Annotated in this window: 31 protein-coding genes; 20 read left to right on the forward strand and 11 right to left on the reverse strand. The window is 64.5% G+C overall.

All coding sequences use genetic code 11. The features are described from left to right. The 7 genes from EG244_RS20950 to EG244_RS11335 all read left to right on the forward strand — a co-directional run. On the forward strand, positions 1-271 hold a 271-nt coding region (locus EG244_RS20950), incomplete at its 5' end, for a hypothetical protein (protein ID WP_233588988.1). Between the two features lie 38 nt (positions 272-309). Beyond that, positions 310-1,293 carry a complex I NDUFA9 subunit family protein gene (locus tag EG244_RS11310; protein ID WP_124965107.1) on the forward strand — a complete coding sequence of 328 codons (984 nt, stop codon included), beginning with the start codon at positions 310-312 and terminating at the stop codon, positions 1,291-1,293. 137 nt (positions 1,294-1,430) lie between these two features. Continuing rightward, positions 1,431-1,688, forward strand: a complete 258-nt coding sequence (locus EG244_RS11315) for an exodeoxyribonuclease VII small subunit (protein ID WP_407644044.1) — start codon at positions 1,431-1,433, stop codon at positions 1,686-1,688. 59 nt (positions 1,689-1,747) lie between these two features. After that, entirely contained in the window at positions 1,748-2,554 is an 807-nt protein-coding gene (locus EG244_RS11320; protein WP_233588995.1) for a polyprenyl synthetase family protein, read from the forward strand. Between the two features lie 19 nt (positions 2,555-2,573). Further along, positions 2,574-4,493, forward strand: a complete 1,920-nt coding sequence (dxs, locus tag EG244_RS11325) for a 1-deoxy-D-xylulose-5-phosphate synthase (RefSeq protein ID WP_124965109.1) — start codon at positions 2,574-2,576, stop codon at positions 4,491-4,493. After that, positions 4,490-5,131 carry a 5'-methylthioadenosine/S-adenosylhomocysteine nucleosidase gene (locus EG244_RS11330; protein WP_124965110.1) on the forward strand — a complete coding sequence of 214 codons (642 nt, stop codon included), beginning with the start codon at positions 4,490-4,492 and terminating at the stop codon, positions 5,129-5,131. Before dxs ends, EG244_RS11330 begins: the two co-directional genes overlap by 4 nt. Before the next feature lie 14 nt (positions 5,132-5,145). Next, complete coding sequence (locus EG244_RS11335) at positions 5,146-5,967, forward strand: SDR family oxidoreductase (protein WP_124965111.1); 822 nt, start codon at positions 5,146-5,148, stop codon at positions 5,965-5,967. A gap of 6 nt (positions 5,968-5,973) precedes the next feature. On the opposite strand, the gene EG244_RS11340 is transcribed toward EG244_RS11335, so the two are convergent. The 4 genes from EG244_RS11340 to EG244_RS11355 are packed head-to-tail and all read right to left on the reverse strand — an operon-like array spanning position 5,974 to position 8,612. After that, entirely contained in the window at positions 5,974-6,552 is a 579-nt protein-coding gene (locus EG244_RS11340; RefSeq protein WP_124965112.1) for a histidine phosphatase family protein, read from the reverse strand. Beyond that, entirely contained in the window at positions 6,549-7,064 is a 516-nt protein-coding gene (gene cobU, locus EG244_RS11345; protein ID WP_233588989.1) for a bifunctional adenosylcobinamide kinase/adenosylcobinamide-phosphate guanylyltransferase, read from the reverse strand. The genes EG244_RS11340 and cobU overlap by 4 nt, the downstream gene beginning before the upstream one ends. Then, positions 7,057-7,830, reverse strand: coding sequence for an alpha/beta fold hydrolase (locus EG244_RS11350; protein ID WP_124965114.1), 774 nt, complete (start codon positions 7,828-7,830; stop codon positions 7,057-7,059). The genes cobU and EG244_RS11350 overlap by 8 nt, the downstream gene beginning before the upstream one ends. Positions 7,831-7,841: 11 nt before the next feature. Continuing rightward, positions 7,842-8,612, reverse strand: coding sequence for a sulfite exporter TauE/SafE family protein (locus EG244_RS11355; protein WP_124965115.1), 771 nt, complete (start codon positions 8,610-8,612; stop codon positions 7,842-7,844). Between the two features lie 183 nt (positions 8,613-8,795). On the opposite strand from EG244_RS11355, the gene EG244_RS11360 reads away from it, so the two are divergent. The 5 genes from EG244_RS11360 to EG244_RS11380 all read left to right on the forward strand — a co-directional run bounded on the left by EG244_RS11360 (position 8,796) and on the right by EG244_RS11380 (position 13,376). Further along, entirely contained in the window at positions 8,796-10,478 is a 1,683-nt protein-coding gene (locus EG244_RS11360) for an acyl-CoA dehydrogenase family protein (RefSeq protein ID WP_124965116.1), read from the forward strand. A 49-nt stretch (positions 10,479-10,527) separates the two neighbouring features. Beyond that, a complete protein-coding gene (gene mtgA / locus EG244_RS11365; RefSeq protein ID WP_124965117.1) occupies positions 10,528-11,262 on the forward strand; it encodes a monofunctional biosynthetic peptidoglycan transglycosylase in 735 nt (244 codons plus the stop codon). A 60-nt stretch (positions 11,263-11,322) separates the two neighbouring features. Further along, the gene (gene fzlA, locus EG244_RS11370) at positions 11,323-11,988 is read left to right on the forward strand and encodes an FtsZ-binding protein FzlA (RefSeq protein ID WP_124965118.1); all 666 of its coding nucleotides are present in this window, start codon (positions 11,323-11,325) and stop codon (positions 11,986-11,988) included. An 84-nt stretch (positions 11,989-12,072) separates the two neighbouring features. Further along, the gene (gene queG / locus EG244_RS11375) at positions 12,073-13,122 is read left to right on the forward strand and encodes a tRNA epoxyqueuosine(34) reductase QueG (protein ID WP_124965119.1); all 1,050 of its coding nucleotides are present in this window, start codon (positions 12,073-12,075) and stop codon (positions 13,120-13,122) included. Positions 13,123-13,187: 65 nt separating this feature from the next. Beyond that, positions 13,188-13,376 carry a hypothetical protein gene (locus EG244_RS11380; RefSeq protein ID WP_124965120.1) on the forward strand — a complete coding sequence of 63 codons (189 nt, stop codon included), beginning with the start codon at positions 13,188-13,190 and terminating at the stop codon, positions 13,374-13,376. 59 nt (positions 13,377-13,435) lie between these two features. Here the strand turns inward: EG244_RS11380 and EG244_RS11385 are convergent, their stop codons facing one another. Beyond that, positions 13,436-14,305: a branched-chain amino acid aminotransferase gene (locus EG244_RS11385; protein WP_124965121.1), complete on the reverse strand. Its 870-nt coding sequence runs from the start codon at positions 14,303-14,305 to the stop codon at positions 13,436-13,438. Positions 14,306-14,460: 155 nt separating this feature from the next. Here EG244_RS11385 and EG244_RS11390 point away from each other — a divergent pair, with 155 nt between their 5' ends. Both EG244_RS11390 and EG244_RS11395 read left to right on the forward strand, forming a co-directional pair. Further along, positions 14,461-14,967, forward strand: coding sequence for a MarR family winged helix-turn-helix transcriptional regulator (locus EG244_RS11390; protein WP_124965122.1), 507 nt, complete (start codon positions 14,461-14,463; stop codon positions 14,965-14,967). Beyond that, a complete protein-coding gene (locus EG244_RS11395; RefSeq protein WP_124965123.1) occupies positions 14,967-15,677 on the forward strand; it encodes a response regulator in 711 nt (236 codons plus the stop codon). Before EG244_RS11390 ends, EG244_RS11395 begins: the two co-directional genes overlap by 1 nt. A gap of 113 nt (positions 15,678-15,790) precedes the next feature. On the opposite strand, the gene trpS is transcribed toward EG244_RS11395, so the two are convergent. Further along, positions 15,791-16,831 (reverse strand): tryptophan--tRNA ligase, encoded by a 1,041-nt coding sequence (gene trpS, locus EG244_RS11400; RefSeq protein WP_124965124.1) that lies wholly within the window; start codon positions 16,829-16,831, stop codon positions 15,791-15,793. Between the two features lie 77 nt (positions 16,832-16,908). Between trpS and EG244_RS11405 the strand changes: the two genes are divergently transcribed. Next, on the forward strand, positions 16,909-17,598 hold the full coding sequence (locus EG244_RS11405; protein ID WP_124965125.1) for a rhomboid family intramembrane serine protease: 690 nt from the start codon (positions 16,909-16,911) through the stop codon (positions 17,596-17,598). A gap of 7 nt (positions 17,599-17,605) precedes the next feature. On the opposite strand, the gene EG244_RS11410 is transcribed toward EG244_RS11405, so the two are convergent. The 3 genes from EG244_RS11410 to mutY form a co-directional block, all read right to left on the reverse strand. Next, on the reverse strand, positions 17,606-18,076 hold the full coding sequence (locus EG244_RS11410; protein ID WP_124965126.1) for a hypothetical protein: 471 nt from the start codon (positions 18,074-18,076) through the stop codon (positions 17,606-17,608). Positions 18,077-18,155: 79 nt separating this feature from the next. Further along, on the reverse strand, positions 18,156-19,307 hold the full coding sequence (locus EG244_RS11415) for an alkane 1-monooxygenase (protein WP_124965127.1): 1,152 nt from the start codon (positions 19,305-19,307) through the stop codon (positions 18,156-18,158). A 201-nt stretch (positions 19,308-19,508) separates the two neighbouring features. Beyond that, entirely contained in the window at positions 19,509-20,555 is a 1,047-nt protein-coding gene (gene mutY, locus EG244_RS11420; RefSeq protein WP_124965128.1) for an A/G-specific adenine glycosylase, read from the reverse strand. 110 nt (positions 20,556-20,665) lie between these two features. Here mutY and EG244_RS11425 point away from each other — a divergent pair, with 110 nt between their 5' ends. Both EG244_RS11425 and EG244_RS11430 read left to right on the forward strand, forming a co-directional pair. Continuing rightward, positions 20,666-21,202: a DUF721 domain-containing protein gene (locus EG244_RS11425; protein ID WP_124965129.1), complete on the forward strand. Its 537-nt coding sequence runs from the start codon at positions 20,666-20,668 to the stop codon at positions 21,200-21,202. 15 nt (positions 21,203-21,217) lie between these two features. After that, positions 21,218-21,850, forward strand: coding sequence for a DsbA family protein (locus EG244_RS11430; protein WP_124965130.1), 633 nt, complete (start codon positions 21,218-21,220; stop codon positions 21,848-21,850). Positions 21,851-22,187: 337 nt separating this feature from the next. Here the strand turns inward: EG244_RS11430 and aroC are convergent, their stop codons facing one another. Both aroC and EG244_RS11440 read right to left on the reverse strand, forming a co-directional pair. Beyond that, positions 22,188-23,288 carry a chorismate synthase gene (gene aroC, locus EG244_RS11435; RefSeq protein ID WP_124965131.1) on the reverse strand — a complete coding sequence of 367 codons (1,101 nt, stop codon included), beginning with the start codon at positions 23,286-23,288 and terminating at the stop codon, positions 22,188-22,190. Positions 23,289-23,349: 61 nt separating this feature from the next. After that, a complete protein-coding gene (locus EG244_RS11440) occupies positions 23,350-24,234 on the reverse strand; it encodes a LysR family transcriptional regulator (protein ID WP_124965132.1) in 885 nt (294 codons plus the stop codon). A gap of 121 nt (positions 24,235-24,355) precedes the next feature. Here EG244_RS11440 and EG244_RS11445 point away from each other — a divergent pair, with 121 nt between their 5' ends. From EG244_RS11445 to EG244_RS11455, 3 genes are read left to right on the forward strand one after another with little or no spacing between them, the layout of a single operon-like run. Further along, positions 24,356-25,165: a S49 family peptidase gene (locus EG244_RS11445; protein WP_124965133.1), complete on the forward strand. Its 810-nt coding sequence runs from the start codon at positions 24,356-24,358 to the stop codon at positions 25,163-25,165. Continuing rightward, positions 25,165-25,347, forward strand: a complete 183-nt coding sequence (locus EG244_RS11450) for a hypothetical protein (protein WP_325050389.1) — start codon at positions 25,165-25,167, stop codon at positions 25,345-25,347. The genes EG244_RS11445 and EG244_RS11450 overlap by 1 nt, the downstream gene beginning before the upstream one ends. Then, positions 25,344-25,802, forward strand: a complete 459-nt coding sequence (locus EG244_RS11455; RefSeq protein ID WP_124965135.1) for a Rossmann fold domain-containing protein — start codon at positions 25,344-25,346, stop codon at positions 25,800-25,802. The genes EG244_RS11450 and EG244_RS11455 overlap by 4 nt, the downstream gene beginning before the upstream one ends. The last annotated feature ends 38 nt before the right edge of the window (positions 25,803-25,840 follow it).

Consider the following 25,840-nt stretch of genomic DNA (forward strand, 5'->3'; position numbering starts at 1 on the left):
AACCGTGCGCGTCTACCAATTCCGCCATCTGGGCTCCGTTTCGGTGAGGCAGGATTTAGCTGTGCAGCGGGGGGGTGTCAACACGGCTTTTGCGGAAATTTGGATTTTGGCGGAAGTTTTTGAATTGCCGGGCTTTTCACCCCTGGTAACAGGTTTGCGCGCGCGTATATCCGCCCGCAGAGGGGCGCTTTGCGGCGGATCTTCTTTCGGCCCGGGAAATCCCTTAAAACCCCGCTTTTCCTTGCGGGACTTCTTGCCGCACCCCGGGTGACGGGGTAAAGGAGGGCAACAGCGGTCAGGAGAAATCGGATGTCGAAGCTCGTCACAATCTACGGCGGTTCGGGGTTTGTCGGGCGCTACATCGCGCGCCGTCTGGCCAAAGAAGGCTGGCGCGTGCGTGTGGCAGTGCGTCGCCCGAATGAAGCCATCTTCGTGCGCGGCTATGGTGACGTGGGCCAGCTTGAGCCGGTTTTGTGCAATATCCGCGATGAGGCCAGCGTCGCTGCGGCGATGAAGGGTGCGGATGCGGTGGTGAACTGCGTCGGCGTGCTGAACAGCCTTGGCAAAAACAAATTCGACGCCGTTCATGTGGAAGGTGCCGGCCGTGTGGCGCGTCTCGCGGCCGCAGCGGGGATCCCTTCGCTGGTGCATATCTCGGCCATCGGCGCGGATGCGGGCTCGCAAAGCGATTACGCGCGCAGCAAGGCCGAAGGCGAGGCCGCGGTGCTGGCGGCCTATCCCGCTGCCGTGATCCTGCGTCCTTCGGTGATCTTCGGGATTGAGGATCAGTTCTACAACCGTCTTGGTGGTCTGATCCGCATGGCGCCGCTGGTACCGCTGATGGCCGCAGGCACCCGTGTGCAGCCGGTGCATGTGGATGATGTGGCCGATGCCGCCGCCCGCGCCGTTCCGGGTCATGCCGCCCCGGGGATCTATGAGCTTGGCGGCCCGGATGTGGTCACCCTGCGCGAAGCTGCTGAGCAGGCGCGCAGCGTGATTGGCCGCAAACGCGTGTTTCTGCCGATGCCCTCGGCGCTGCTGGCCATTCCGGCTTTCCTGCTGGATATGGTGCAGGGCGTGACGCTGGGTCTTTTGGCCAACGGGCTGCTGACCCGCGACCAGCTTCGCTTCCTTGCCTCGGATAATGTGGTGGCATCTGACGCGAAAGGCTTTGCCGATCTGGGGATTACCCCGCGCGCCGCCGCGCCGCTTCTTGAGGATTACCTCTGGCAGTATCGCCCGGCCGGGCAATATGCGGCCATCAAACAATCAGCCCGCAATATGCGCGCCTGATCTTTGCCCCGCCCGTCAAACGGCGGGGCAAAATCTTTTGGCGCGAACCGCTTCGCATGGTATCGGCGCAAAGGGCAGGTTAAAGTGCCCGCGCCGGACTTTGGTCCGGGCCTTTCAGTTCAAGGACGGAGCCGCCTGTGTCACAGCCCATGTCAGAGCCCATGTCAGAGATCGCATCCCTCAGCTTTGAGGCCGCTATGGCGCGCCTCGAAGAGATTGTGCGCAAACTCGAATCGGGCTCCGTGCCGCTGGAGGAATCGATCGCGCTTTATGAGCAGGGCTCGGCCCTGAAGGCGCAGTGCGACCGCGTTCTGCGCGCCGCAGAAGAAAAGATCGAAAAGATCCGCAGCCGCGATGGCGTCGCGGTCGGGACTGAGCCTGCCGAAGGTCTCTGATGTTTTCGACACGTCTCGCCCGCGCCCAGGGGCTGATCGCTGCGCATCTTGAGACCCGCATGGCGCTGCTGCCGGAGGGTCCGGTCTCTGAAGCGATGCGCTATGCGGTGCAGGGCGGCAAACGCCTGCGCGGTTTTCTGGTGCTGGAATCGGCGGCACTGCATGGCATCGCCGAAGCGGTGGCACTTGATGCCGCTGCGGCGGTGGAATGTTTGCACGCCTATAGCCTTGTGCATGACGATCTGCCAAGCATGGATAATGACGATCTGCGCCGCGGCCAGCCCACGGTGCATGTCAAATGGGATGAGGCCACGGCCGTTCTGGCCGGGGATGCGCTGCAGACCTTCGCCTTTGAGCTGCTGACCCTGCCGCAGGATCTGCCTGCGGACCGCCGCCTGGCCCTGGTAGCTGCGCTGGCGAAAGCCTCAGGGGCTGCGGGTATGGTCTACGGCCAGGCCCTGGATGTCGCGGCAGAAAGCGCCGCGACGCCGCTGACGCTGGCTGAGATCACCCGCCTGCAGGCCGGAAAAACCGGGGAACTGATCCGCTTTTCCGCCACCGCAGGTGCGCTGATGGCCGGGGCTGATCCTGCGCCGCTGGCGGCCTATGCCGATGCCATTGGCCTGGCTTTCCAGATCGCGGATGATCTTCTCGACGTCGAAGGCGATGCGGGCAAGGCGGGCAAGAAGCTGCGCAAAGATGCCGAGGCCGGCAAAGCCACCTTCGTGTCGCTTTTGGGAGCAGAGGGCGCGCGCGCGCGGGCCGAAGCTCTGGTCACAGAGGCGGGGGCGGCGCTTGCCCTTTATGGCTCTGCGGCTGCAACTCTTATCGATACCGCACGTTTTACCATTTCGCGCGACAGCTAACGCCCCGGGAGGCCGCGCCATGAGCACCAATCACCGACCCGTCACGCCGACGCTTGATCGTGTCACCGTTCCTGCCGATATGCGCGCGCTCTCTGATCGGGAGTTGAAATCGCTGGCGGATGAGCTGCGGGCAGAGACGATTTCTGCGGTCTCTGTCACCGGGGGCCACCTTGGCGCGGGCCTGGGTGTGGTGGAGCTGACCGTCGCGCTTCATGCCGTCTTTGAGGCTCCGCGCGACAAGATCATCTGGGATGTCGGCCATCAGTGCTATCCGCATAAGATCCTGACCGGACGGCGCGAACGCATCCGCACCCTGCGGATGGAGGGCGGGCTTTCGGGTTTCACCAAGCGCTCCGAATCAGAGTTTGACCCCTTTGGCGCGGCGCATAGCTCCACCTCGATCTCGGCGGCTCTGGGCTTTGCGGCGGCGCGCGATCTGGGCGGCGATCCGGGCGATGCGGTGGCGGTGATCGGCGACGGCTCAATGTCGGCGGGCATGGCCTTTGAGGCGATGAACAATGCGGGCCATCTGAAAAAGCGCATGTTCATCATCCTGAACGACAATGAGATGTCGATCGCGCCCCCGGTCGGCGCGCTTTCGGCCTATCTGTCGAAGCTTTACGCCGGAACCCCGCTGCATGAGCTGAAGGAAGTCGCCAAAGGGGCGGTGAAATTCCTGCCCGAGCCCTTCCAGGAAGGTGCCAAACGCGCCCGCGATATGCTCAAGGGCATGGCGGTCGGCGGTACGCTTTTTGAATCGCTGGGGATTTCCTATATCGGCCCGATTGATGGTCATGATCTGGACCAGCTTTTGCCGGTGCTGCGCGCGGCGAAATCCCGCGCCACCGGCCCGGTGCTGATCCATGTGCTGACCAAAAAGGGCAAGGGCTACGCCCCGGCTGAGCGCGCGCGCGACAAGGGCCATGCCACCGGCAAATTCGACGTCATCACCGGTGAGCAGGTGAAAGCGCCGTCAAACGCGCCCTCCTATACCAGCGTCTTTGCCAAAAGCCTGATCCGCGAAGCCGAATCGGATGGCAAAATCGTCGCCATCACGGCGGCGATGCCGGATGGCACCGGGCTGAACCTCTTTGCCGAGCGCTTCCCGGCGCGGCTTTTTGATGTCGGCATCGCCGAGCAGCATGCCGTGACCTTTGCCGCCGGTCTGGCCGCCGGGGGGCTGAAGCCCTTCTGCGCGCTTTATTCGACCTTCCTGCAGCGCGGCTACGACCAGATCGTGCATGATGTGGCGATCCAGCGCCTGCCGGTGCGCTTCGCCATCGACCGCGCGGGTCTGGTGGGGGCCGATGGCGCGACCCATGCTGGCTCTTTCGACATCGCCTTCCTTGCGAACCTGCCCGATATGGTGGTCATGGCCGCCGCGGATGAGGCTGAGCTGGTCCATATGGTGGCCACTGCCGCCGCGATTGACGACCGCCCCTCCGCCTTCCGCTTCCCGCGGGGCGAGGGCGTGGGCGTGGATATGCCTGAGCGCGGTATCCCGCTGGAAATCGGCAAAGGCCGCATTATCCGCGAGGGCAGCCGCGTGGCGCTGCTTTCCTTCGGCACCCGTCTGGCGGAGGTGAAAAAGGCCGCCGAATCGCTGGCCGCCCGGGGGCTTTCGCCGACGGTGGCGGATGCGCGTTTCGCAAAGCCCCTCGACCGCGAGCTGATTTTGCAACTTGCCCGCCACCATGAGGCGCTGATCACCATCGAAGAGGGGGCAGTCGGCGGCTTTGGCAGCCATGTTGCGCAGCTTCTGGCCGAGGAGGGGGCCTTTGATCACGGGCTGAAATTCCGCTCGATGGTGCTGCCCGATATCTTCATCGATCAGGCCAGCCCCGAGGCCATGTACCGCGTCGCGGGCATGGAAGCCGCGCAGATTGAGGCGAAGGTTCTCGCCACTCTGGGCGTGGAAAGCCTGGGAAAACGCGCATGAGTGAGATCCGTCCTGACCGCCTGGCCGGTCTTCCGGTTCTCTTCGTCATGGCTGCGCCCGCTGAATATGGCCCGGCGCTGCAGGCGCGTATCCGTCCGGTGATGACCGGCATCGGCCCGGTTGAAGGTGCGGTTGCGCTGACGGCGGCGCTGTCCGTCCTTGCCGCGCGGCATGAGCTGCCGGCGCTGGTGGTCTCGCTCGGCTCGGCGGGGGCGCGCGGCCTGCGTCAGGGCGAGGTTTATCAGGCTTCCTCCGTCTCCTGGCGCGATATGGATGCCTCGGCGCTTGGCTTTGAAAAAGGGCGCACGCCGCTTCTGGATCTGCCTGCCGAAGTGACCCTGACGGAGGCGGTTCCCGGCCTTCCTCAGGCACGGCTGTCAACCGGGGGCAATGTGGTCTCGGGGGCCGCCTATGAGGCGATCGACGCCGATATGGTCGATATGGAGACCTGGGCGCATATGCGGGCTGCCGCGCGCTTTGGTCTGCCGCTGCTGGGCCTGCGCGGGATCTCGGACGGGGTTGAGGAACTGCGCGGCTATTCCGACTGGACCGCCCTTCTGGGGGTGATCGATGAGCGCCTGGCCGCAGCGGTGGATCTGCTGGAGGCGGCGCTGGCTGAGGGCGCAATCGCCCTGTGACAAAGGGGACGGCCATGCGACTGTTATGCCTTGGGACCGGATATGTGGCGCAGCATCTGGCCCGCGCCCTGCCGGATGCAGAGATTTTCGGCACCACCCGGTCGGTTGAAAAACACCCGCAGCTTCAGGCGCTTGGCATCACGCCCCTGTCGCCTGAGGGGCTCGATTTCACCGGCTACAGCCATATCCTGATCTCGGCGGGACCGGGGCCGGGGGGCGATCCCTTCCTGTCGCACGACCGCGGGGCCCTGCGCGAGGCGCGCCCGGACTGGGTCGGCTATCTCTCAGCGACCTCTGTTTACGGCGATCATCAGGGGGCCTGGGTGGATGAGGAAACCCCCGCCACCCCCACGGGTCCGCGCGGCGCGCAGCGCCTTCGGGCGGAAGAGGCCTGGGCGGCCAGCGGGCTGCCTTTGCATATCTTCCGGCTGGCGGGCATTTACGGCCCCGGGCGCTCCGCTTTTGACCGGCTGCGGGCGGGGGATGCGCGCCGTATCGTCAAGCCGGGGCAGTATTTTTCCCGCATTCATGTCGAGGATATTGTGCAGGTGTTGCGGGCCTCGATGCAGGCGCCGCAGCCGGGGCTGGTCATCAATGTGGCCGATGATGATCCGGCCCCGCCGCAGGATGTCATCACTTTCGCCGCGCGCCTGCTGGGTCTTGAACCGCCCCCCGAAGAGGACTTCGATCAGGCCGTCCTGTCGGCCATGGCGCGGAGCTTTTATGACGACAACAAGCGCGTCACCAATGCGCGGATGAAGGCCCGCCTTGGGGTCAGCCTCGTGCATACCGACTACCGCGAGGGGCTGCGCGCCCTGCTGGCGGCGGGTCACTGAAGCGCGTCACGGGTTTGGCAATTCGTCCACCCGCAGCAGCTCGCGGCGCCCGTCCGCGTGCCAGATAATCTCCGTCAGCGAGAGCGGGCGGATATATTGCCCAAGGGTCTTGGTCGTTGTCTGGCCGGTGGCGCGCTGCACCTGGGTCAGGATCGCGCCGTAATGGGCGACCACGATCACCGTGCCGCCCTGATGCAACCGTTGTGCGGCGCGCTCAATGCGCAGCGAGGTCTGGTTCCAGCTTTCCCCGCCGGGCGGGCAGAGATCGCCGGGGGTCTCCCAATAGGCGCGGCTGAGTTCGGGGTCGCGGGCCGAGACTTCGGCGGGTAACAGCCCGTCCCAGCTGCCGAAATTGATCTCGCGCAGATCGGGGTCATGCGGCAGGCGGGGCTGGCCAAGGCTCAGCGCATCGGCGGTCGCCACCGCCCGGATCAGATCTGAGGAGATCAGCCGCGCCTCCGCGGGCAGGCCCGCGCCGATCTGCGCAATCAGCGCCAGATCAGACAGATCGGCAGGCACATCGCGCCAGCCGGTGATGGCCTTTTGATGCGTGGGCCCGTGGCGCAGCCAGAGAAACCGGGTCATGGCAGATCCCCCTTCAAGCCCAGCGGCAGGCCCGCGATGGTGGTGATGACATGCCTCGCGCGGGCTGCCAGGCGCTGGTTCAGCCGCCCCTGCGCATCGCGAAAGGCACGCGCGAGCGCATTGTCCGGCACAATGCCCCAGCCCACCTCATTAGACACAAGTGTCACCGGGCAGGGATGGTCCTGCAATGCGGCCTCAAGCGCGGCGGCCTCGGCGGTCAGATCAGAGCCTGCCAGCAGATGATTGCTGAGCCAGAGTGTCAGGCAGTCCACCAGCACCACACCCTCATCAATGCCGCGCAGCGCATCCGTCAGCTCCAGCGGCGCTTCATGGGTGATCCAGTCGGGCCCGCGGTCCGCGCGGTGCTGCGCAATGCGGTCGGCCATTTCAGTGTCAAAGGCCTGGGCGGTGGCGATGTAATGCCAGGGGCCGGGGTGGCGGCGCACCAGGCCTTCAGCATAGCGCGATTTGCCCGAGCGTGCGCCCCCGATCACCAGCGTCAGATCAGCCACCCGTGGCCTCCATCCATGCAAGGATTGAGGCCTCAAATTCCCGCGGCTTCTCGGCATGAAGCCAATGCCCGGCCCCCGAGAGCTTCACAAAGCGCGCGCGCGGAAACTGCGCGGTGATCAGGGGCTTATGCTCAGGCTGCACGTAGTGCGACTGCGCCCCGGTCAGAAAGAGCGTCGGCCCCTCATAGATACCTTCGGTGCCCGGCCAGCCGGTGATTTTGTCCATCTCGGCCTCCAGCACATCGAGGTTCAGCCGCCAGCGCGGCGGCTCGCTTTTCAGATCAAGGCTTTGCAGGAAGAACGCCCGCAACGCCGGATCCTGCAGCCGGGCCTGCAGGCGCCGGTCCGCCTCAAGGCGCGAGCCGTTCAGCCCGCTCAGATCAAGGCTGCGCATGGCCTCGATATTGGCGCTTTGCGAGTGGTTATAGGTCACGGGGGCAATATCCGCGACGATCAGGCGGCGCAGCATCTGCGGCCTTGTGAGCGCCAGATGCATCGCGGCCTTGCCGCCCATGGAATGGCCCAGCACATCGGCCTGACCGCCATGGGCCTCGATCACCCCGGCCAGATCTGCGGCCATATCCTCATAGCTCTGTGTGGCCGCGCGGGGGCTTTCGCCGTGGTTGCGCTGGTCCACCGTGATGACCGGACCCCGCGCGGAGAGCCGCTTTGCAATCGCCCCCCAGTTCCGGCCTGAGCCGAAGAGCCCGTGAACGATCAGCAAAGGGACGCCGCTGCCTTCGCCATGACGAATGAAATTGAGCATGGGGCCTCCTGTCAGCCGAAGATGGATTTGCGCAGCAGGTTCAGCGCGGTCAGCGCCAGAAGGATCAGCGTCCAGCGGCGGAATTTTACCGGATCGAGCCGGTCCTGCAGCCGGAAGCCCGCCAGCATCCCCGCGAAGGCCGGGATCACCAGCGCGACCGAGAAGGGCAAAGTAACCTCATTGAGAATCCCGGTGCCCAGATGCGCGGCTGCCAGAACCGTGCCGCCGATCAGGAAGATAACGCCCTGAACGCGAACGGTTTCCTTTTTATCTGCGGCGATCGACAGCAGATAAATCACCACCGGCGGCCCCCAGATCCCGGCCAGCCCGCCGTAAAGCCCGGCGATCAGCCCCAGCACATATTCCGCGCGGTTGCGGTGGCGGAGCGCGATTTTCATCGGCCGGCCCGAGAGTTGGTAGAGCGCAAAAAGCGCAACCGGCAGGCCCAGCAGCCCCAGCAGCAGGCGCGCCGGGATATAGACGACAAAGGGCGCAGAGATGGCGATACCGATGATCGTGGCCCCGATCAGACGGCGATAGCCCCAGGCGCTCTCACGAAAGGCAGGCCAGCCGTCCCTCAGTGACTGATGCAGATTGGTCGTCAGCACCGAGAGGATCAGCCCCGCCAGTGCCAGTTGCGGCGGCATGATCGAGGCGAAGACAGCCATCATAATAAGCGGCATCGCAAAGCCGATGGCGCCTTTGACGAAGCCTGCGAAAAGCGTGACGAGGGCTGCGATCCAGAAGGTCTCTGCCGTCAGCCCGCCGTAGAAGAAATCCATCCTGCTCCGCCTTTCCCTTTGCCGTTAAGGGTATAGCCTGGCCGCTTCTGCCCCGCATCCTTAAAGATGATGGGGTTATATTTGAAAAGAATGACCAGCTACTTTGAATAATTATTGCGCTGCAACTGCGAAATAACTATCCCTTCTGCCAGGCTTGCGGGCCTGGACAGAGAGGGGAAAATCATGGCTGAAGACGGTCGTATGTCCGATCAGGGTGGGGCGGTTCTGGCAGAACTGGAGGCGCTTTCCGGCGCGGTTCAGGCGCCGCTGCAGGGGCTGCTGGCGCTGGCAAAGGAAAAGCTGCGGGCTGCGGTCACCGAAGGGGACCGTATCAGCGCAAAGCGGCTTGAGGCCGAGCAGCGGGCCGCCCATGGCCTCTCCTGGATTGCGACCTATGTCGAAGCTCTGGCGCAGATGGAGGCCTGGTCGGGCCGCCTGCGCGCGGAAGGCCGCTTTGGCGCGATGGAGCAGCTTTTGCTGCAGATCGGCGCGGGGGAATATCTCGCGCAGCTGTTCGGTGGCCTGCCGATGACCCAGGGCGAGATCCTGCGGCTCTCGGATCTGTGGATCACCGGAGCTGAGGCCGCAGCGTTCCGCACCCCTGAGGTTGAGGCGCTGATCGCCGGAAATTCGGTCGCGGCGCGCAACCATCTGATGGCGCTGATGCGCGAAAATCAGGGCCGGGCGACCTTTGGCGCGACCGGACTTGATGATGAGCTGGAAATGATCCGCGATCAGTTCCGCCGCTTTGCCGACGATAAGGTCATCCCCCATGCCCATGACTGGCATCTGAAGGATGAGCTGATCCCGATGGAGATCGTGCTGGAGCTGGCGGATCTGGGCGTCTTCGGCCTGACGATCCCGGAGAACCTTGGCGGGCTTGGCCTCAGCAAGGCCTCGATGGTGGTGGTCTCGGAGGAACTTTCGCGTGGCTATATCGGCGTGGGCTCGCTGGGCACCCGCTCTGAGATCGCGGCCGAGCTGATCCTTTGCGGCGGCACCGATGAGCAGAAATCGCATTGGCTGCCGAAGATCGCCTCGGGGGAAATCCTGCCGACGGCGGTCTTTACCGAACCCAATACCGGATCGGACCTCGGCAGCCTGCGCACCCGCGCGGTGAAATCTGAGGCCGGTGAGTGGCAGATCACCGGCAATAAGACCTGGATCACCCATGCGGCGCGCGCCCATGTGATGACGCTGCTGGCGCGCACGGATTCCGCGACCACGGATTACCGTGGCCTGTCGATGTTTCTGGCGGAAAAGACCCCGGGCACCGATGAGAACCCCTTCCCGACCGAGGGCATGACCGGCGGCGAGATTGAGGTTCTCGGCTACCGCGGGATGAAGGAATATGAGCTGGGTTTCGACGGCTTTAAGGTGAAGGCCGAAAACCTGCTGGGCGGCGTGCCGGGGCAGGGGTTCAAGCAACTCATGCAGACCTTTGAATCCGCCCGCATCCAGACCGCCGCCCGTGCGATCGGCGTGGCGCAGAACGCGCTGGAGGTCGGGCTGCAATATGCCGAAGACCGTAAGCAGTTCGGCAAATCCCTGGTCGAATTCCCGCGGGTGGCCGATAAGCTGGTGATGATGGCCGTCGAGATCATGATTGCCCGTCAGCTGACCTATTACAGCGCCTGGCAGAAAGACCATGACCGCCGCTGCGATCTGGAAGCCGGTATGGCGAAGCTGCTTGGCGCAAGGGTGGCCTGGGCTGCGGCGGATAACGCGCTGCAGATCCATGGCGGCAACGGCTTTGCGCTGGAATATACCATCAGCCGCATCCTGTGTGACGCGCGGATCCTCAATATCTTTGAGGGCGCGGGCGAGATCCAGGCCCAGGTGATCGCGCGGCGTCTGCTCGACTGAGGCGGCCTCTGACTTGACGGGGGGGCGTGGAACATGGACAGGATCGGATATGTCTGATGCTGCCCCCACGCCCTCCCGCCGCAAGAAGGCCGCGCCGCTGAGTTTTCGGCAAAAGCTCCGCCGTTCGGGGTTCAAATGGGCGTGGCGCGGGCTTTTGGGCTTTGTGGTCCTCGTCGTGCTCTGGGTCTGGCTTTTTGCGGCTGTGAACCCGCCTGCGGGGCTTTATATGCGCCAGGAGGGCGCGCGTCTGGGCGGGATCAGCCGCACTTGGGTGAATGTCGATGATATTGCGCCGGTGATGCTGCGCTCGGTGGTGGCGGCGGAAGACGCCAATTACTGCAATCACTGGGGCTTTGATATGATCGAGATCCGCCGGGCGATGAACCGCGGCAACACTCGTGGCGCCTCGACCCTCAGCCAGCAGGTGGTGAAAAACGTCTTTCTCTGGCATGGGCGCAACTGGTCGCGCAAAGCGCTGGAGGCCATGCTGACGCCGGTGGTGGAGACGCTCTGGTCCAAGCGGCGCATTCTGGAGGTCTATCTGAATGTCGCCGAATTTGACGAAGGCGTCTTCGGGGTGGAGGCGGCGGCACGGCATTATTTCGGCGTCTCTGCCGCGAAGCTGAGCCCGACCCAGGCCGCCCGTCTGGCCATGGTGCTGCCCAATCCCAAAGCGCGCTCGGCGGCCAAACCCTCGGCGGCGCAGCGGCGGCGCACCGCTGCGATCATGGATGGTGCGCAAACCATTGCCGCTGACGGCCGTGCGGCATGTTTTCAGCCCTGATCGGCTTGAGTTTTCAGGCCTTTCAGTGCAAGGAAGATCAGTCTCCCGGAGCCCATGTCCATGAACCGTCTGTTTCATTTTGCCCTCTCTCCCTTTTGCCGCAAAGTCCGCCTGACGCTGGCGGAAAAGCGCATTGAGGTGGAACTGGTGGAGGAGCGCTACTGGGAGCACAGCCAGGAGTTGCTGCGCCGCAATCCGGCCGGAAAAATCCCGGTGCTGAAGATGGGCGAGCGGATGTTCTCCGAAAGTCAGGCGATCTGCGAATATCTCGACGAGATCTTCCCGGAACCCGCGCTGATCCCGCGCGATGCGCTGAAGCGCTATGAGGTGCGCAGGCTTTGTTCGTGGTTTGACGATAAGTTCCACCGCGAAGTGACCTGCAATCTGCTGCATGAGCGGCTGATGAAGAAGGTCACCAAGCAGGGTTATCCGGATGGCAAGCGCATCCGCGAAGGGGCGGCGCAGATCAAATATCACCTTGATTATATGGCCTGGCTGCTGGAACAGCGCCGCTGGCTGGCGGGCGATCAGATGACGCTGGCGGATTTTGCGGCGGCCGCGCATCTGAGTTGCCTCGATTATGCGTCAGACGTGGACTGGGACCGCCAGCCGCTGGTGAAGGACTGGTACGCCAAGATCAAATCGCGGCCCTCGTTCCGCTCGCTTCTGGCCGATCAGATCCCCGGCAGCCCGCCGCCGCTGCATTACGCTGATCTCGATTTCTGAGGGAAGGGCGGAGGGCTGCCGCCCCCCGCGCCCCCCGCTTCAAGGGGTGCGGCCCGCACCCCTTGAAAATCCCCGGAGGCCGCTATGGCACTTGCACCCCCTGACACAACCGGGTTGAGGACCGCTTTGATCGCTGAGGCGAAGGCAGCGGGCTTTGTCGCCGTGGGCTTTTGTCGCCCCGATGCGATTCCCCATGCGGCAGAGGCGCTGGAGGCCTTTGTCGAAGGCGGCTATCATGGCGAGATGGCCTGGATGGCCGAGCGTATGGCCTGGCGCGGTAACCCCGCCGCTCTCTGGCCCGAGGCGCGCAGCGTGATCATGCTGGCGGAGAGCTATACCCCGCCCGAGGATCCTCGTCTGGTGCTGGGGCAATCTGACCGGGCGGCGGTCTCGGTCTATGCGCAGGGCAAAGATTACCACGATCTGGTGAAGAAACGTCTTAAGCGCGTCGGGCGCTGGCTGATCGACAAGGCTCCGGGCAGCGAGATTAAGGTTTTTGTCGATACCGCGCCGGTGATGGAAAAGCCGCTGGCTCAGGCGGCGGGTCTCGGCTGGCAGGGCAAGCACACCAATCTGCTGAGCCGTCAGTTTGGCAATTGGGTGTTTCTTGGCTCGATCTTCACGACCGTCGATTTTGCGCCCGATGCGGCAGAGGTTTCGCATTGCGGCAGTTGCACCTCCTGTCTGACCGCCTGTCCCACCGGGGCTTTTGAGGGCGAGGGGCGGCTGAACCCGAAGCGCTGCATCTCTTATCTGACGATTGAGCATAAAGGCCCGGTGCCGGAGGATCTGCGGGCCCGGATGGGCAATCGGATCTATGGGTGTGATGATTGTCTGGCGGCCTGTCCCTGGAATAAATTCGCCGTGGATGCGGTGGATCCGGGCTATGGGCACCGGGTGGGCGCACCGCTGCTCGCGGAGCTGGCGGAGCTTGATGACGCAGCATTTCGGGCGCGGTTTTCGGGCTCTCCGATCAAGCGGATCGGGCGGGATCGATTTTTGCGCAATGTGCTTTATGCCATTGGAAATTCGGGGCGTTCTGAGTTGTTGCCCCGGGCCGAAGCTTTGACGGGGGATCCCGATCCGGTGGTGGCGGAGGCGGCGGCCTGGGCGGCGGCCCGGCTCAGGGGCTGAATTTCGGAGCCAACCGGGTGCTTTTGTGTTACCTCTGTCCTGTTTTCGTCAGTCAGGAGGGTAAGATGACACGTCATATCGCCGACACGCGCAGCGCCGCGGGCACGGAGAAAAACCGGGCGTTTTTTGAGATCGCCCGCCGGCAGCGCGAGGTGCATCCCGCCACGATGGAGCTTTTGCGCCGTCCGCGACCTGAGGGGGAGAAGGACCGCCTGGAGGCTTTTTTGCGCATTGAGCGCGGTCGCACCGCCTGAGGCCAGACACTAAAAAACGCCCGCAGAAAGCTGCGGGCGTTTTGCGGTCAGATCAGCGCTTATGCGCGGACCAGGGCCTCATAGGCTTCGGCCACGGCGCGGGTGGTGGCACCCACGGTGTATTTATGCTCACCGATCTGGCCCACCGGGGTCACTTCGGCGGCGGTGCCGGTCAGCCAGCATTCCTCAAAGGTCGCAAGCTCTTCCGGCAGGATGCGGCGGACATTGACCTTATAGCCCATCTCTTCGGCCATTTTGATCACGGTCTGACGGGTGATGCCGTTCAGGATGCAATCGGGATCCGGGGTGTGGATCTCGCCGTCTTTGACGAAGAAGATATTGGCGCCGGTGGCTTCGGCCACATAGCCGCGGTAGTCATAGAAGAGCGCATCCGAGCAGCCCTTCGCCATGGCCGCGTGTTTGGACATGGTGCAGATCATGTAAAGGCCCGAAGCCTTGGCCGCGGTCGGAATGGTCTCGGGCGAGGGGCGCTTCCATTTGGCGATGTCGAGTTTGGCGCCCTGCCATTTCGCATCACCGTAATAGGCACCCCATTCCCAGGCAGCCACCGCCATGCGGACCGGGTTGCCGTGGGCTGCGACGCCCATTTCTTCGCCCGCGCCGCGCCAGGCCAGCACGCGGATATAGGCATCTTTGAAGCCATTGGCCGCGAGGGTGGCATATTTGGCTTCTTCGATCTGATCGACGGTCCAGGGCAGCTCCATATCGAGCATGCGGGCGGAATCGATCAGGCGCTGCGAATGCTCGCGGCCTTTGAAGATTTTACCATTGTAGCAGCGCTCACCCTCAAAGACGGCTGAGGCGTAGTGCAGGGCATGGGTCAGGAAGTGGACATTGGCGTCGCGCCACTCCACCAGCTTGCCATCCATCCAGATCTTGCCGTCACGATCTTCATAAGAACCGGCCATAGTGCCTCCTTCGCCCCGCAGGCTTTGCAAAAATTGCGCAAGAGGAGTGTCACTTCGACATGATCTTGCGAAATCCGGTCTTTGGGTTACCGATTCGGACTTGGAAAGTCAACAAGGCTGACATAAAAACACGAAACGCCTGACAGGAGATCCCCATGAACAGAACCCCGGGTCCAATGGGCGGGGATGCCCTGCTTTATCTGACCGACGAGCAGATCCGCAAAGGCATTGAGGCGATGTATTTCGCCTATCGCGGCTTTACCTCTGATCCCGACCGGGTTCTGGAGAGCCGCGGCTATGGCCGGGCGCATCACCGGGTGTTGCATTTCGTCCACCGCCGTCCGGGCATGACCGTCAATACGCTGCTGGCGATTCTGGGGGTGACGAAACAAAGCCTGAACCGGGTGCTGCGGGCGCTGATTGAGGATGGTTTTGTCGAGAACCGGGTGGGGCGGCGCGATAAGCGCGAGCGACATCTGTACCTGACCCCGGCCGGGACGGAGTTTGAGAAAGAACTCTCTGAGGGCCAGCGCGGGCGGATGCGCGGCGCTTACCGGCGGGCCGGGCCGCAGGCTGTGGCGGGCTTCTGGCAGGTGCTGGAAGAGATGATGGACCCCGAGCAGATGCGGCAGTATATGTCGTTGCGTGACGGAGGGACCTGATGAGTGACACCGCCCCGCTGCATCTGCTGGTTGTCGATGACGATGACCGCATCCGTGGCCTATTGCAGAAATTTCTGATCCGGAATGGCTATCTGGTGACCGTGGCGGATGATGCCGCACGCGCGCGCCGCCTGCTGGCGGGGCTGGAGTTTGATCTTCTGGTGCTCGATGTGATGATGCCGGGGGAAGACGGTGTGACGCTGACCCGCGCGCTGCGCGATGAGGGGCTGGTGCTGCCGATCCTTTTGCTGACGGCGCGGGGGGAAAGTTCGAACCGCATCGACGGGCTGGAGGCGGGGGCGGATGATTATCTGGTCAAGCCCTTTGAGCCGCGGGAGCTGCTGTTGCGCATCCATGCCATTCTGCGCCGGATGCCGCAGCCGCTGAAGCCTGCAGCGCCGCCCTCGCGCAGTCTGATGCTGGGGCCTTTGCGCTATGACATCGACCGCAGCGAGCTGTGGCAGGGCGATCAGCCGGTGCGGCTGACCTCGACGGAAGTGGCGCTGATGCGGATTTTTGCGGCACGCTCGGGCGAGGTGGTGGCGCGGGATGAGCTGATTGCCGAGCTGGCCGGGGAGGAAACCCAGTCCAGCGAGCGGGCGGTGGATGTGCAGATCACCCGGCTGCGGCGCAAGCTGGAGAGTGATCCAAAGCAGCCGCGTTATCTGCAGACCATCCGCGGTGAGGGCTATCGGCTGGCCCCGGAGTAAGGGGCGGGCGGTTTTGGGCGGGGGCGTGCCTGGCGCAGAGCGCCGGGGCGCTGCCCCGGACCCCGGAGTATTTTAAAAAAGCCAAAGCCGGGGTGGGGCTTTGGCTTTTTTCGTCAGGCTTTGCGGCGGACCATGCCGATGATGTCATAGACGTCATCGAGGATCGGGCGGGCGATGGCCTCGGCGCGCTCGGCGCCACGCGACAGGATGCGGTCGATTTCACCGGTGTCCTGCATCAGGCGCGTCATCTCGGTGGAGATCGGCGAGAGGACGGAGACGGCGAGTTCTGCGAGTTTCGGCTTGAAGGTGCCGAAGCCCTGGCCTGCGAATTCGCCAAGCACCGCCTCGACGCTGCTGTTGGTGAGGGCTGCGTAGATATTCACGAGGTTGCGGGCTTCGGCGCGCGAGGCGAGGCCCTCGGCGGTTTCGGGCAGCGGCTCGGGGTCGGTGACGGCTTTGCGCAGCTTTTTGGCGATGGTGTCGGCGTCATCGGTGAGGTTGATGCGGCTGGCGTCGGAAGGGTCGGATTTCGACATCTTTTTGGTGCCGTCGCGCAGGCTCATGACGCGGGTGGCCGCGCCTTCGATGACCGGTTCGGGCATGGGAAAGAAGTTCACGCCGAAGTCATGGTTGAACTTTGCGGCGATGTCGCGGGTCAGTTCCACATGTTGTTTCTGATCGTCACCGACCGGCACATGGGTGGCCTTATAGGCGAGAATATCGGCGGCCATCAGCGCGGGATAGGCATAGAGGCCCAGCGATGAGGCTTCGGCGTTTTTGCCGGCGGTTTTGTCTTTGAACTGCGTCATGCGGTTCATCCAGCCCAGACGCGCCACGCAGTTGAAGATCCAGCCCAGTTCGGCATGGGCCGAGACCTGGCTTTGGTTGAAGAGCACCGATTTTTCCGGATCAATCCCGGAGGCGATATAGGCGGCCGTCAGCTCACGCGTGGCGTGGCGCAGTTTGGCCGGGTCCTGCCAGACGGTGATCGCATGCATATCGACGATGCAATAGATCGATTCGATCCCCTCATCCTGCTTTTGGGCAAAACGGCGCAGCGCACCGAGGTAATTGCCAAGCGTCAGGCCTCCCGAGGGTTGGATGCCGGAGAAAATCCGGTTCGGGACGGCGGGGGTTGCGGTTGCGTCGGACATTCGGGCCTCCGGGGCTGGAAAAGGCAGTGAAGGCGGCTTATCGCTCAGGGGGAAAGACGTCAACGACGAGGGGCGCCATGAGTACCAACCCGCATCTGCCGCAGTCTCCGCTGAACCCTTTGCCGCCGGTGGTCTGGGCGCTGGTGGTGCCGATGATCCTTTTTGAGGTGATCTTTCAGCTTTCCGGTCAGGGGTTGATCGGGGGTGCGGATGGCATCGGCTGGCGTATGCAGGCGCTGGAGCGGATGGTGTTTATCCCGGAGCAGTTTTTGTGGATGGTGCAGACCGGGCAGTTCCCGCCCCGCGAGCTTGCGCGGATTGTGATCTATCCCTTCGCGCATCTGAGCTTCATGCATGCCGCCTTTGTGGTGGTCTTTGTGCTGGCGCTTGGCAAATTTGTGGGAGAGCTGTTCCGGCCGCTGGCGTTGGTGGGGCTGTTTTTCGGCTCCTCGATCCTGGCGGCGGTGGTCTATGCGGCGCTTGGGCAGAAGGTGCCGCTGGTCGGCGGTTATGCCGGGGCCTTTGGGCTGATCGGGGCTTTTTCCTTCGTGCTTTGGGTGCGGTTGCGCCAGCGCGGGGAAAGCGGGCTGCAGGCTTTCAGTCTGATCGGGGTGATGATCCTGGTGCGGATGGCCTTTGGGATCTTTGGCGGTGTGGCACCGGACTGGATTGCCGATCTGGCGGGCTTTGCCGCCGGATTTGGTCTCTCTTTCGTGCTGATCCCCGGCGGGCCGAAGCGGCTGCTGGCGCTGTTGCGGGCGCGCTGAGGCGCCTTCAGCAGCGCCGCCAGGTTTTCTGATTGTCGGTCACGCACCAGCCTTCTTCGGTCATCACATCCTCAAAGAGCACATCGGGGGTGTGGATGCGGCCCGGCAGGCAGGTCAGTTCTGTAATCGGGGTCTCGCCCTTCAGCACGGCCACGCCTGCGGATTGCGGATCATCGCCCAGGCGGCTGGAGGCGGTCCAGACCTCATAGCGGTGGGCTCCGTTGCGAAAGATCAGCTTTGACCAGATGTTGCCCCCGACACCGGGCCAGGGCTCTACGGGGCCGCTGCTGAGGGGCGCGCTGAGGGCCAGATCGGCTTTGCCCTTCGGGCCGTAGCGGTAGTGAAACGCGCCATCGGACAGGCAGACCTCCAGCCGGCGGGTCTGGGAGGTGTCGCAGGAGAGGATCATTTTGCCCGGGCAGGCGGCGAGGGCGGCGCCCGGCAGAAGAAATGCGGTCAGAAAAGCGGTCAGGCGCAAGGGCGGTCTCCGGGATTGACTGCCGCTGATCTGCACGCGGGGGGATGCGTTTCGCAAGGAAAATCCCCTGCCTCCCCCGTCAGGAGGAGCCTTTGGGCGGCGGCAGTGTGCCTTTGTTATAGGGCGTCCAATCGGTGATATCGGGATAGAACTGCCGCCGCCAGGCGCGGACTTTGGGGTTCATCACCCGCCGCCAGAGCGGCGGAATCATCGCCAGGGCCGCCATGGCGGGATAGCCATGCGGCAGCTGCGGGGCCTCATCTGCGCTATATGTCTGCAAAAGCGGAAAGCGGCGGTCGGGTTTATAGTGGTGATCCGAGTGGCGCTGCAGATTGATCAAAAACCAGTTGGAGACCTTATGCGCCGCATTCCAGGAGTGGCGCGGCAGCACATGTTCATAGCGGCCCTCGCCGAGGTGGCGGCGGGTGAGGCCGTAGTGCTCGATGTAATTTGTCAGCTCCAGCTGCCAGACGGCGCTGAGGGCCTGGACGAGAAAGAGGCCCAGGCCCTCCCAGCCGCCGATCCAAAAGGCCAGCGCCAGAAAGCCCAGCTGCAGCGCGGCGTAAAGCCAGAAGGGGTTGCGCCGGTGCCAGAAAGGCAGGCCGCGCCGCGCCAGCAACTGCCGCTCTGCGGCGAAGGCTGAGGGCGGGCAGCGGGTCAGCACCCGTTTGAAATAGCGGTGAAAGCCCTCGTTGTAGCGCGCCGAGACCGGATCGCGGGGGGTGGCGACATAGCGGTGATGCACCAGCAGATGCTCTGAGCGGAAGTGCGAATAGAGCACCATAGCCAGCAGCAGATCGCCCATGCGCCGCTCAAGGCGGTTCTTTTGGTGCAGGAGTTCATGGGCATAGACGATGCCGACCGCGCCGGACATCACGCCAAGGCCAAAAAACAGCCCGATCTTTTCCGCCGTACCGCTGAGCCCGCCATGGGTGGCGTGGTAGAGGCAGGCAAAGACCACGATAAACTGTAGCGGCAACCAGATCAGCGTGATGAGGCGGTACCAGAAGAGATCGCGCTCGGGCGTGGCAGGATCGGGGTTTTCCTCCTCCAGCCCGCCCGCAAGATCGAGGATCGACACCATGGTCCAGCCCGAAAGCGGCAGCAGGGCCACCCACCAGCCGCCTTTGGTGGCGGCGATGTATGCCACCGGGATCAGCAGCAGCGAGCACCAGAACGGCAGCGCAGAGCGCCAGTCTTTGAACGCGCGGGCAGGGGGGATGTCCGGCATGCTGGCTCCAGGCTGCGGGGGGCCGCCTGCGGATTGCGGCCTGCAGCTTTGCACCCTATGGCTGCCGCGCGGCTGCGTAAAGGTGGGGCAAACGGCTCCCGGGCGTGGGGGGCCGGGGGATCTGCTGAAAAGCGGGAGGTCAGCCATATTGCAGCGTGAAATCAGGCTGACTTCCTGGGTTTCGATGGTGTTTTTACAAGCTCAGACGTCATGAAACTGCGGTGCGGCCAGATCCCAGGCTTTGCGCATCACGGTGGGCAGGGCGGCGGGCGAAAACGCAGGCCGCCACGCGCCCTGCTGCGGCTCCGCTTCGCTGCGGGTGATGCGAATTTGCAGGGTCAGGTGGAAATGCGTGAAGGTATGGCGCACTTCGCCGTTCAGCGTCAGCCAGTCGGCCGCAAGCGGTGGCTCATGCGCCGGGGCGCCGCCGACGGCCCAGTCAGAACCGGGAAACCCCGGCATTCCGCCGAGGAGACCCTTGTCGGGGCGCGTCTCAATCAGCCAGGCCCCGTCCGAGGGGCGGCGGGCGATATAGACGACGCCCGCGCGCTCGGGTTTGGCCGCTTTGGGCGTTTTGCGCGGCAGGTCCGCCGCGATGCCAAGGCGGCGGGCCTCGCAATGGGCGAAGACCGGGCAGATCGTGCAGGCGGGGTTGCGCGGCGTGCAGATCGTGGCGCCCAGATCCATCATGGCCTGAGCATAATCGCCCGGGCGCTTTTGCGGCGAGAGCTGTGCCGCCAGTTCGCGCAGCTTTGGCCGTGCGGCGGGCAGCGGATCGCCCATGGCAAAGATGCGGCTGGTCACGCGCTCGACATTGCCGTCAACGACCACGGCGGGCGTCGCAAAGGCAATCGAGGCGATGGCGGCGGCGGTATAGGGGCCAACACCGGGCAGGGTCAGAAGGCCGGCCTCGGTCTGCGGAAAGCCGCCGGCATCCGCCACCACGCGGGCGCAGGCGAGAAGATTGCGCGCGCGGGCGTAATAGCCAAGCCCTGCCCATTCGGCCATGACCTCTGCATCAGGGGCCGCCGCCAGAGCCGCAACATCGGGCCAGCGGGTGGTGAAGCGGTTGAAGTAATCCTTCACCGCCGCCACCGTGGTCTGCTGCAGCATCACCTCTGAGAGCCAGATGCGGTAGGGATCGGGGCGCAGCCCCTTTGCGTGATCCGCCGGAGAGATCCGCCAGGGCAGCTCACGGGCGTGGCGGTCATACCAGGCGAGCAGGTCTTCGGCGAAGCTTTCACACATTTTTCATGTCTCCGGAGCGCCTCCCGTCTGGCGCAGGACGCCCCGGGTTGTAAGATGGGCCAAACTGCGGGGGAGCTCTCCGCACCTCGCATAAAAGGATGCCTCCGTCCATGGCGCGAAAGCCCGCAGCCCCCGATGACCGCAGCCCGTCCTCGCGGCGGCGGCGTGGTTTTGAATCTGCCGGGGGGCTTTTGACGCAAAGGATCCGCAAGGCCGGCGAAAGCCGGGGCTTTGCGATCAGCCGCCTGCTGACCCACTGGCCGGAAGTCGCCGGGGCGGATCTGGCAAAGCTGACCCGTCCGATCAAGGTGGGCTATACCCGCGAAGGCCTGGGCGCCACGCTGACGGTGCTGGTGCAGCCCGCTGCCGCGCCTCTGGTGGAGATGCGCAAAGAACGTCTGCGGGAGCGGGTGAATGCGGTTTACGGCTATAACGCCATCGCGCGCATCCATCTGACGCAGACCGCTGCCGTCGGCTTTTCCGAGGGGCAGGCGGATTTTGATCATGCGGACCGCACAGAGACCGCCCCCGAGCCGGTTCAGCCCGGTCCGGAGGCGCAGGCTGTGGCCGAAGATGTGAAAGATGACGGGCTCAGACGCGCTCTGGCGCAGCTGGCCCAGAATGTGCTGTCCCGCAAGCGGACCTGAAAGAGGAAATCCATCATGATGAAACCCTTTGCGGCGGCTCTGGCCCTTGCGACCCTGACCGCCTTTGGCATGACCGCGATGAGCGCGGCTCCGGCCATGGCCCAGGCGAGCGAGCAGAAGAAGGTCGAGATCCCGGAACTGGTGCTGGGCAATAAGGACGCCACCGTCACCCTGACGGAATATGCCTCCTATACCTGCCCGCATTGCGCGAACTTCCACTCGGGCGTCTTTAAAGAGCTGAAGCGCGATTACATCGACACCGGTAAGATCAAATTCGTCTACCGTGAGGTCTTTTTTGACCGCCCCGGCCTCTGGGCGGCGATGGTTGCGCGCTGTGGCGGGGATATGCGCTACTTCGGCATCCAGGAGATGCTTTATGCGCAGCAGAAAGACTGGGCTGCGGGTGGTGGTGAGGCGACCAGCGCCGCGCTGCAAAAGATCGGTCTGACCGCCGGTCTGAGCCAGGAGCAGCTGAACGTCTGCATGAGCGATGGCGCAACCGCTCAGGCGCTGATCGACACCTATGAGACCAATGTGAAGGCCGATGATATCACCTCGACGCCCTCGCTGATCATCAATGGCACCAAGCATGGCAATATGAACTATGCCGATCTGAAAAAGCTTCTGGACGCCGAACTGGCGAAGTAAGCCTCAGGTTTTGCTGACATTAAAACACCCCGTCTGCGCGGCAGGCGGGGTGTTTTCGTTCTGAGGCCAGAGGTTGACCTGGACAGGAGGGCGCGAGACGTCAGGCGCAGGCGGTTTTACAGCCTGCAATTTCACGGTCTTTGCAGCGGCACATGCGCGATGCCGGGGGACCGGCACTCTCAGTCTTTTCCGGAGTTGTCTGGCACCATCCGGACATGGAAAGCTTTGCCCGGGTGTCGGATCCCGCGCTGAGAAGGCCCGGGCCAGGCCTCGCTACGCCAGGGCAGCGCGGCCCCGGCTCAGCCGCACAGGGCCGCGGTTTTCAAAGGCCGCAAGCTTAGCCGATCTGCCCGCGCAGGCCACCGGTCTGGCCACGGTCGAGCAGCAGATGGTCCAGCAGCACGCAGGCCATCATCGCCTCCCCCACCGGTACGGCGCGGATGCCGACGCAGGGATCATGGCGGCCTTTGGTGATCAGATCAACCTCTTCACCGCTCAGATTGACCGTCTCACGCGGGGTCAGGATCGAGGAGGTGGGTTTGACCGCAAAGCGCACAACCACCGGCTGGCCGGTGGAAATCCCGCCCAGGATGCCGCCCGCGTGGTTGGAGAGGTAGCGCGGACCCTCGTTGCCCATGCGGATCTCATCGGCGTTTTCCACGCCGGTCAGCATGGCGGCGGCCATGCCCTCGCCGATCTCAACACCTTTGACGGCATTGATGCTCATCATGGCGGCGGCAAGCTCGGTGTCGAGTTTGGCGTAAAGCGGCGCGCCCAGACCGGGCGGCACGCCCTCGGCCACCACTTCGATAATCGCGCCGACCGAGTTATGCGACAGGCGCAGCGCGTCGAGGTAGTCCGCCCATTCCACAGCCGCCACCGGATCGGGGCACCAGAAGGGATTGTCCGAGAGGGTGCTGAGGTCCATCCGGGCGCGGTCGATGGTTTTCGTGCCCATCTGCACCATATAGCCGGTGATCTTCAGATCGGGCGCAAGGGCGGCCAGGGCCTGACGGGCGACGCCGCCTGCCGCCACCCGGGCCGCGGTTTCGCGCGCCGATGAACGCCCGCCGCCGCGGTAGTCGCGGTGGCCGTATTTCAGGTGATAAGCGATATCGGCATGGCCGGGGCGGAAGGAAGTGGCGATATCGCCATAGTCCTTTGAGCGCTGGTCGGTGTTTTCGATCATCAGCTGGATCGGCGTGCCGGTGGTTTTGCCCTCAAAGACACCCGAGAGGATCTTCACCAGATCGGCCTCACGGCGCTGGGTGGTGAATTTCGAGGTGCCGGGTTTGCGCAGCTCCAGCCATTGCTGGATGTCAGCTTCCGAGAGCGGGATATTCGGCGGGCAGCCATCCACCGTGCAGCCAAGCGCGGGCCCGTGGCTTTCGCCCCAGGTGGTGGTGCGGAATGTGTGGCCGAACGTATTGAAGCTCATCGCCGCTCTCCTTCTCTGACCGGGCTTTCCTAGCCGGGGAATGAGGCCGGGGAAAGCCCTCTCAGCCTGAGGGCAGCCGCCGCGCAGCCGCCAGAAGCGCCTCAAGCGCGGGGGTGTGCAGATCGCGCGCCGGGGTAATCAGCCCGATGCGATGCGCGACCGCCGGGGCCACCAGCGGCAGCGCGAGAAGGCGCGCATCGCCGGTCACCATGCCCGCCAGCGCCTCGGGCAGGACCGAATGCCAGTGGCCGGTGGCGACATGGCCGATCAGCGCCAGAACCGAATTCGATTCGATCGCCGCCTCGGTCTGCAGGCCCGCTTCGGTCAGATGATGATTGACGATCCGCCGGTTCTGCATCTCGGAACTCAAAAGGCAGAGCGGCAGCCCGGCGAGATCCGCCCATTCCACCGTACTGCGCCGCCCCAATGGCCCCGCAGGCGTGGTCAGCAGCACATAACGCTCCTGAAAAAGCGGGATCGCGGCGACTTTGCCCAAAGGCTCATGGTCGAGATAGCTGAGGCCCGCATCAAGGCTGTGATCGGCGAGCCTTTGCAGGATCTCGGCTGAAGTGGCGGAATGGATCTTCACGCGGATGCCGGGGTTGCGGCGCAGGAAAGGCGCGGTCAGATCGGCGATGCGCGGCAGGGCCGTGGGGATGACCCCGATCCGCAGCTGCCCCGTCAGCCCGTGACGCGCGGCGCGCATCTCCTCGCGCAGACTGCGGACATCGGCGGTGATGGCGCGGGCGCGTTCCAGCACGCGCTCGCCCTCGGGGGTCAGCCCCTGAAAGCGCGAGCCGCGGATGACCAGCTGCACGCCAAGCTGGTCTTCAAGCTGGCGGATCGCGGACGACAGGCTCGGCTGCGTCACCCCACAGGCCTCTGCGGCGCGGCCGAAATGGCGTTCGCGGGCCAGTGCCAGAAACATCTCAAGCCGGTCAATCATCTGCGCCTCCGTCGTGCAGGCGCAGTCTGCCACCCGGGGGAGGGCCGGGCCAGAGGCGATTGGTGCATCACGCCCGGACGCCAGCCTTGTGAGACAGAGGGGGGCAGCTTACATCTGGGCTATGAAACTCTCGCTCCCCTTTCTCGCAAAACCGCCCCGCGTCTCTCTGATCCGGCTCTCAGGGGCCATTGGTGCGGCGGGCCGCTTTGGCGGCGGGCTGAATGATGCGGCCCTGGCCCCGCTGATTGAGCGCGCTTTTACCGTTGGTAAGCCTGCTGCTGTGGCGCTGATCATCAATTCCCCCGGCGGCTCGCCGGTGCAAAGCTCGCTTATTGCGGCCCGCATCCGGCGTCTGGCGGAGGAGAAGCAACTGCCCGTCCATGCCTTCGTCGAAGATGCGGCGGCCTCGGGCGGGTATTGGCTGGCCTGTGCGGCGGATGACATCCATGCGGATGACAGCTCGATCCTGGGCTCCATCGGGGTGATTTCGGCGGGCTTTGGCTTTGCCGATCTGATCGCGCGCCACGGCATTGAGCGGCGGGTGCATACGGCAGGACGCTCTAAAAGCACCGCCGATCCCTTCCGCCCTGAGACGCCTGAAGATGAGGCCCGCCTCAGGATGATCCTCGATCCGATCCACAGCGCCTTTATCGCCCATGTCAAAGAGCGGCGCGGCGCGAAACTGGATCTGAGCACGCCGGATCTGTTTGAGGGTGCTTTCTGGGCCGGTCAGGATGCGGTGCGGATCGGGCTTGCGGATGGCATCGGCCATGCGGTGCCGGTGCTGCGCCGGATTTATGGCGAGAAAGTGAAACTGGTGCCGCAGGTGGCGCGGCGCGGGCTTTTGTCGAAACTGGGTCTGAAAGCCGGGGCAGAGGCCCTGGCGGAAGTGGCAGAGGAGCGTGCTCTCTGGGCGCGGGTGGGGTTGTGATGCTGAAAATCGCGGGGCTGATGCTTCTGGTGCTGGCCGCGCTGGCGGTTTTTGGCCGGGTCCGCCTGGGGCTGCCGGGGGCACGGCGGCCGAAATCGCTGGCAAAGCCGCGGAACTGCCGGGGCTGCGGTCGCCCGGTCATCGGCAAGGGGCCCTGCGTCTGCGGGGCACCGGAGGCGTGAAGATCGCCCTGCGCGGAGAGCCGGGGATCTGCGCGGCGCTGGAGGCAGGGCTGCGCGCACAGGGCTGCCGTCCCGCAGGTGAAGATCTGCCGGATCTGATGGTCTGGTGCGCGCCTCTGGCACCCGCGCAGGATGTTTCGCACGCGCTCGCCGGGGAGGTCACGGGGCCCTGGCGCCACTATGCGGACCGCTGCGGTCCCCCGGCTGGGGACAACTCCGGGGAGAAACGGGCCCGGGGGGCGCTGCTCCTGCTTTGTGGTGCAGAAGGGGGCGGGGAGAGCCGCCTGCTGGCGGGGCTGCTGCCGGGGCTGGCCCTGCGATTCGCGCCGAATCTGCGGGTCAATCTGCTGGCAGGCTCCTATGCAGAGCCGGAAGGTTTTCTGCGCCCCGCCTTCTTCTGGCTGGCCCGGAGTCCGGTGGTGACGGGCCAGATCCTGGGGTCAAAGCCGCGTTAACCACGACAGATGCGCAGCCCCCAGGGGTGGTCCTGATC

This window comes from Falsigemmobacter faecalis, assembly GCF_003863335.1.
GTDB classification, from domain to species: domain Bacteria; phylum Pseudomonadota; class Alphaproteobacteria; order Rhodobacterales; family Rhodobacteraceae; genus Wagnerdoeblera; species Wagnerdoeblera faecalis.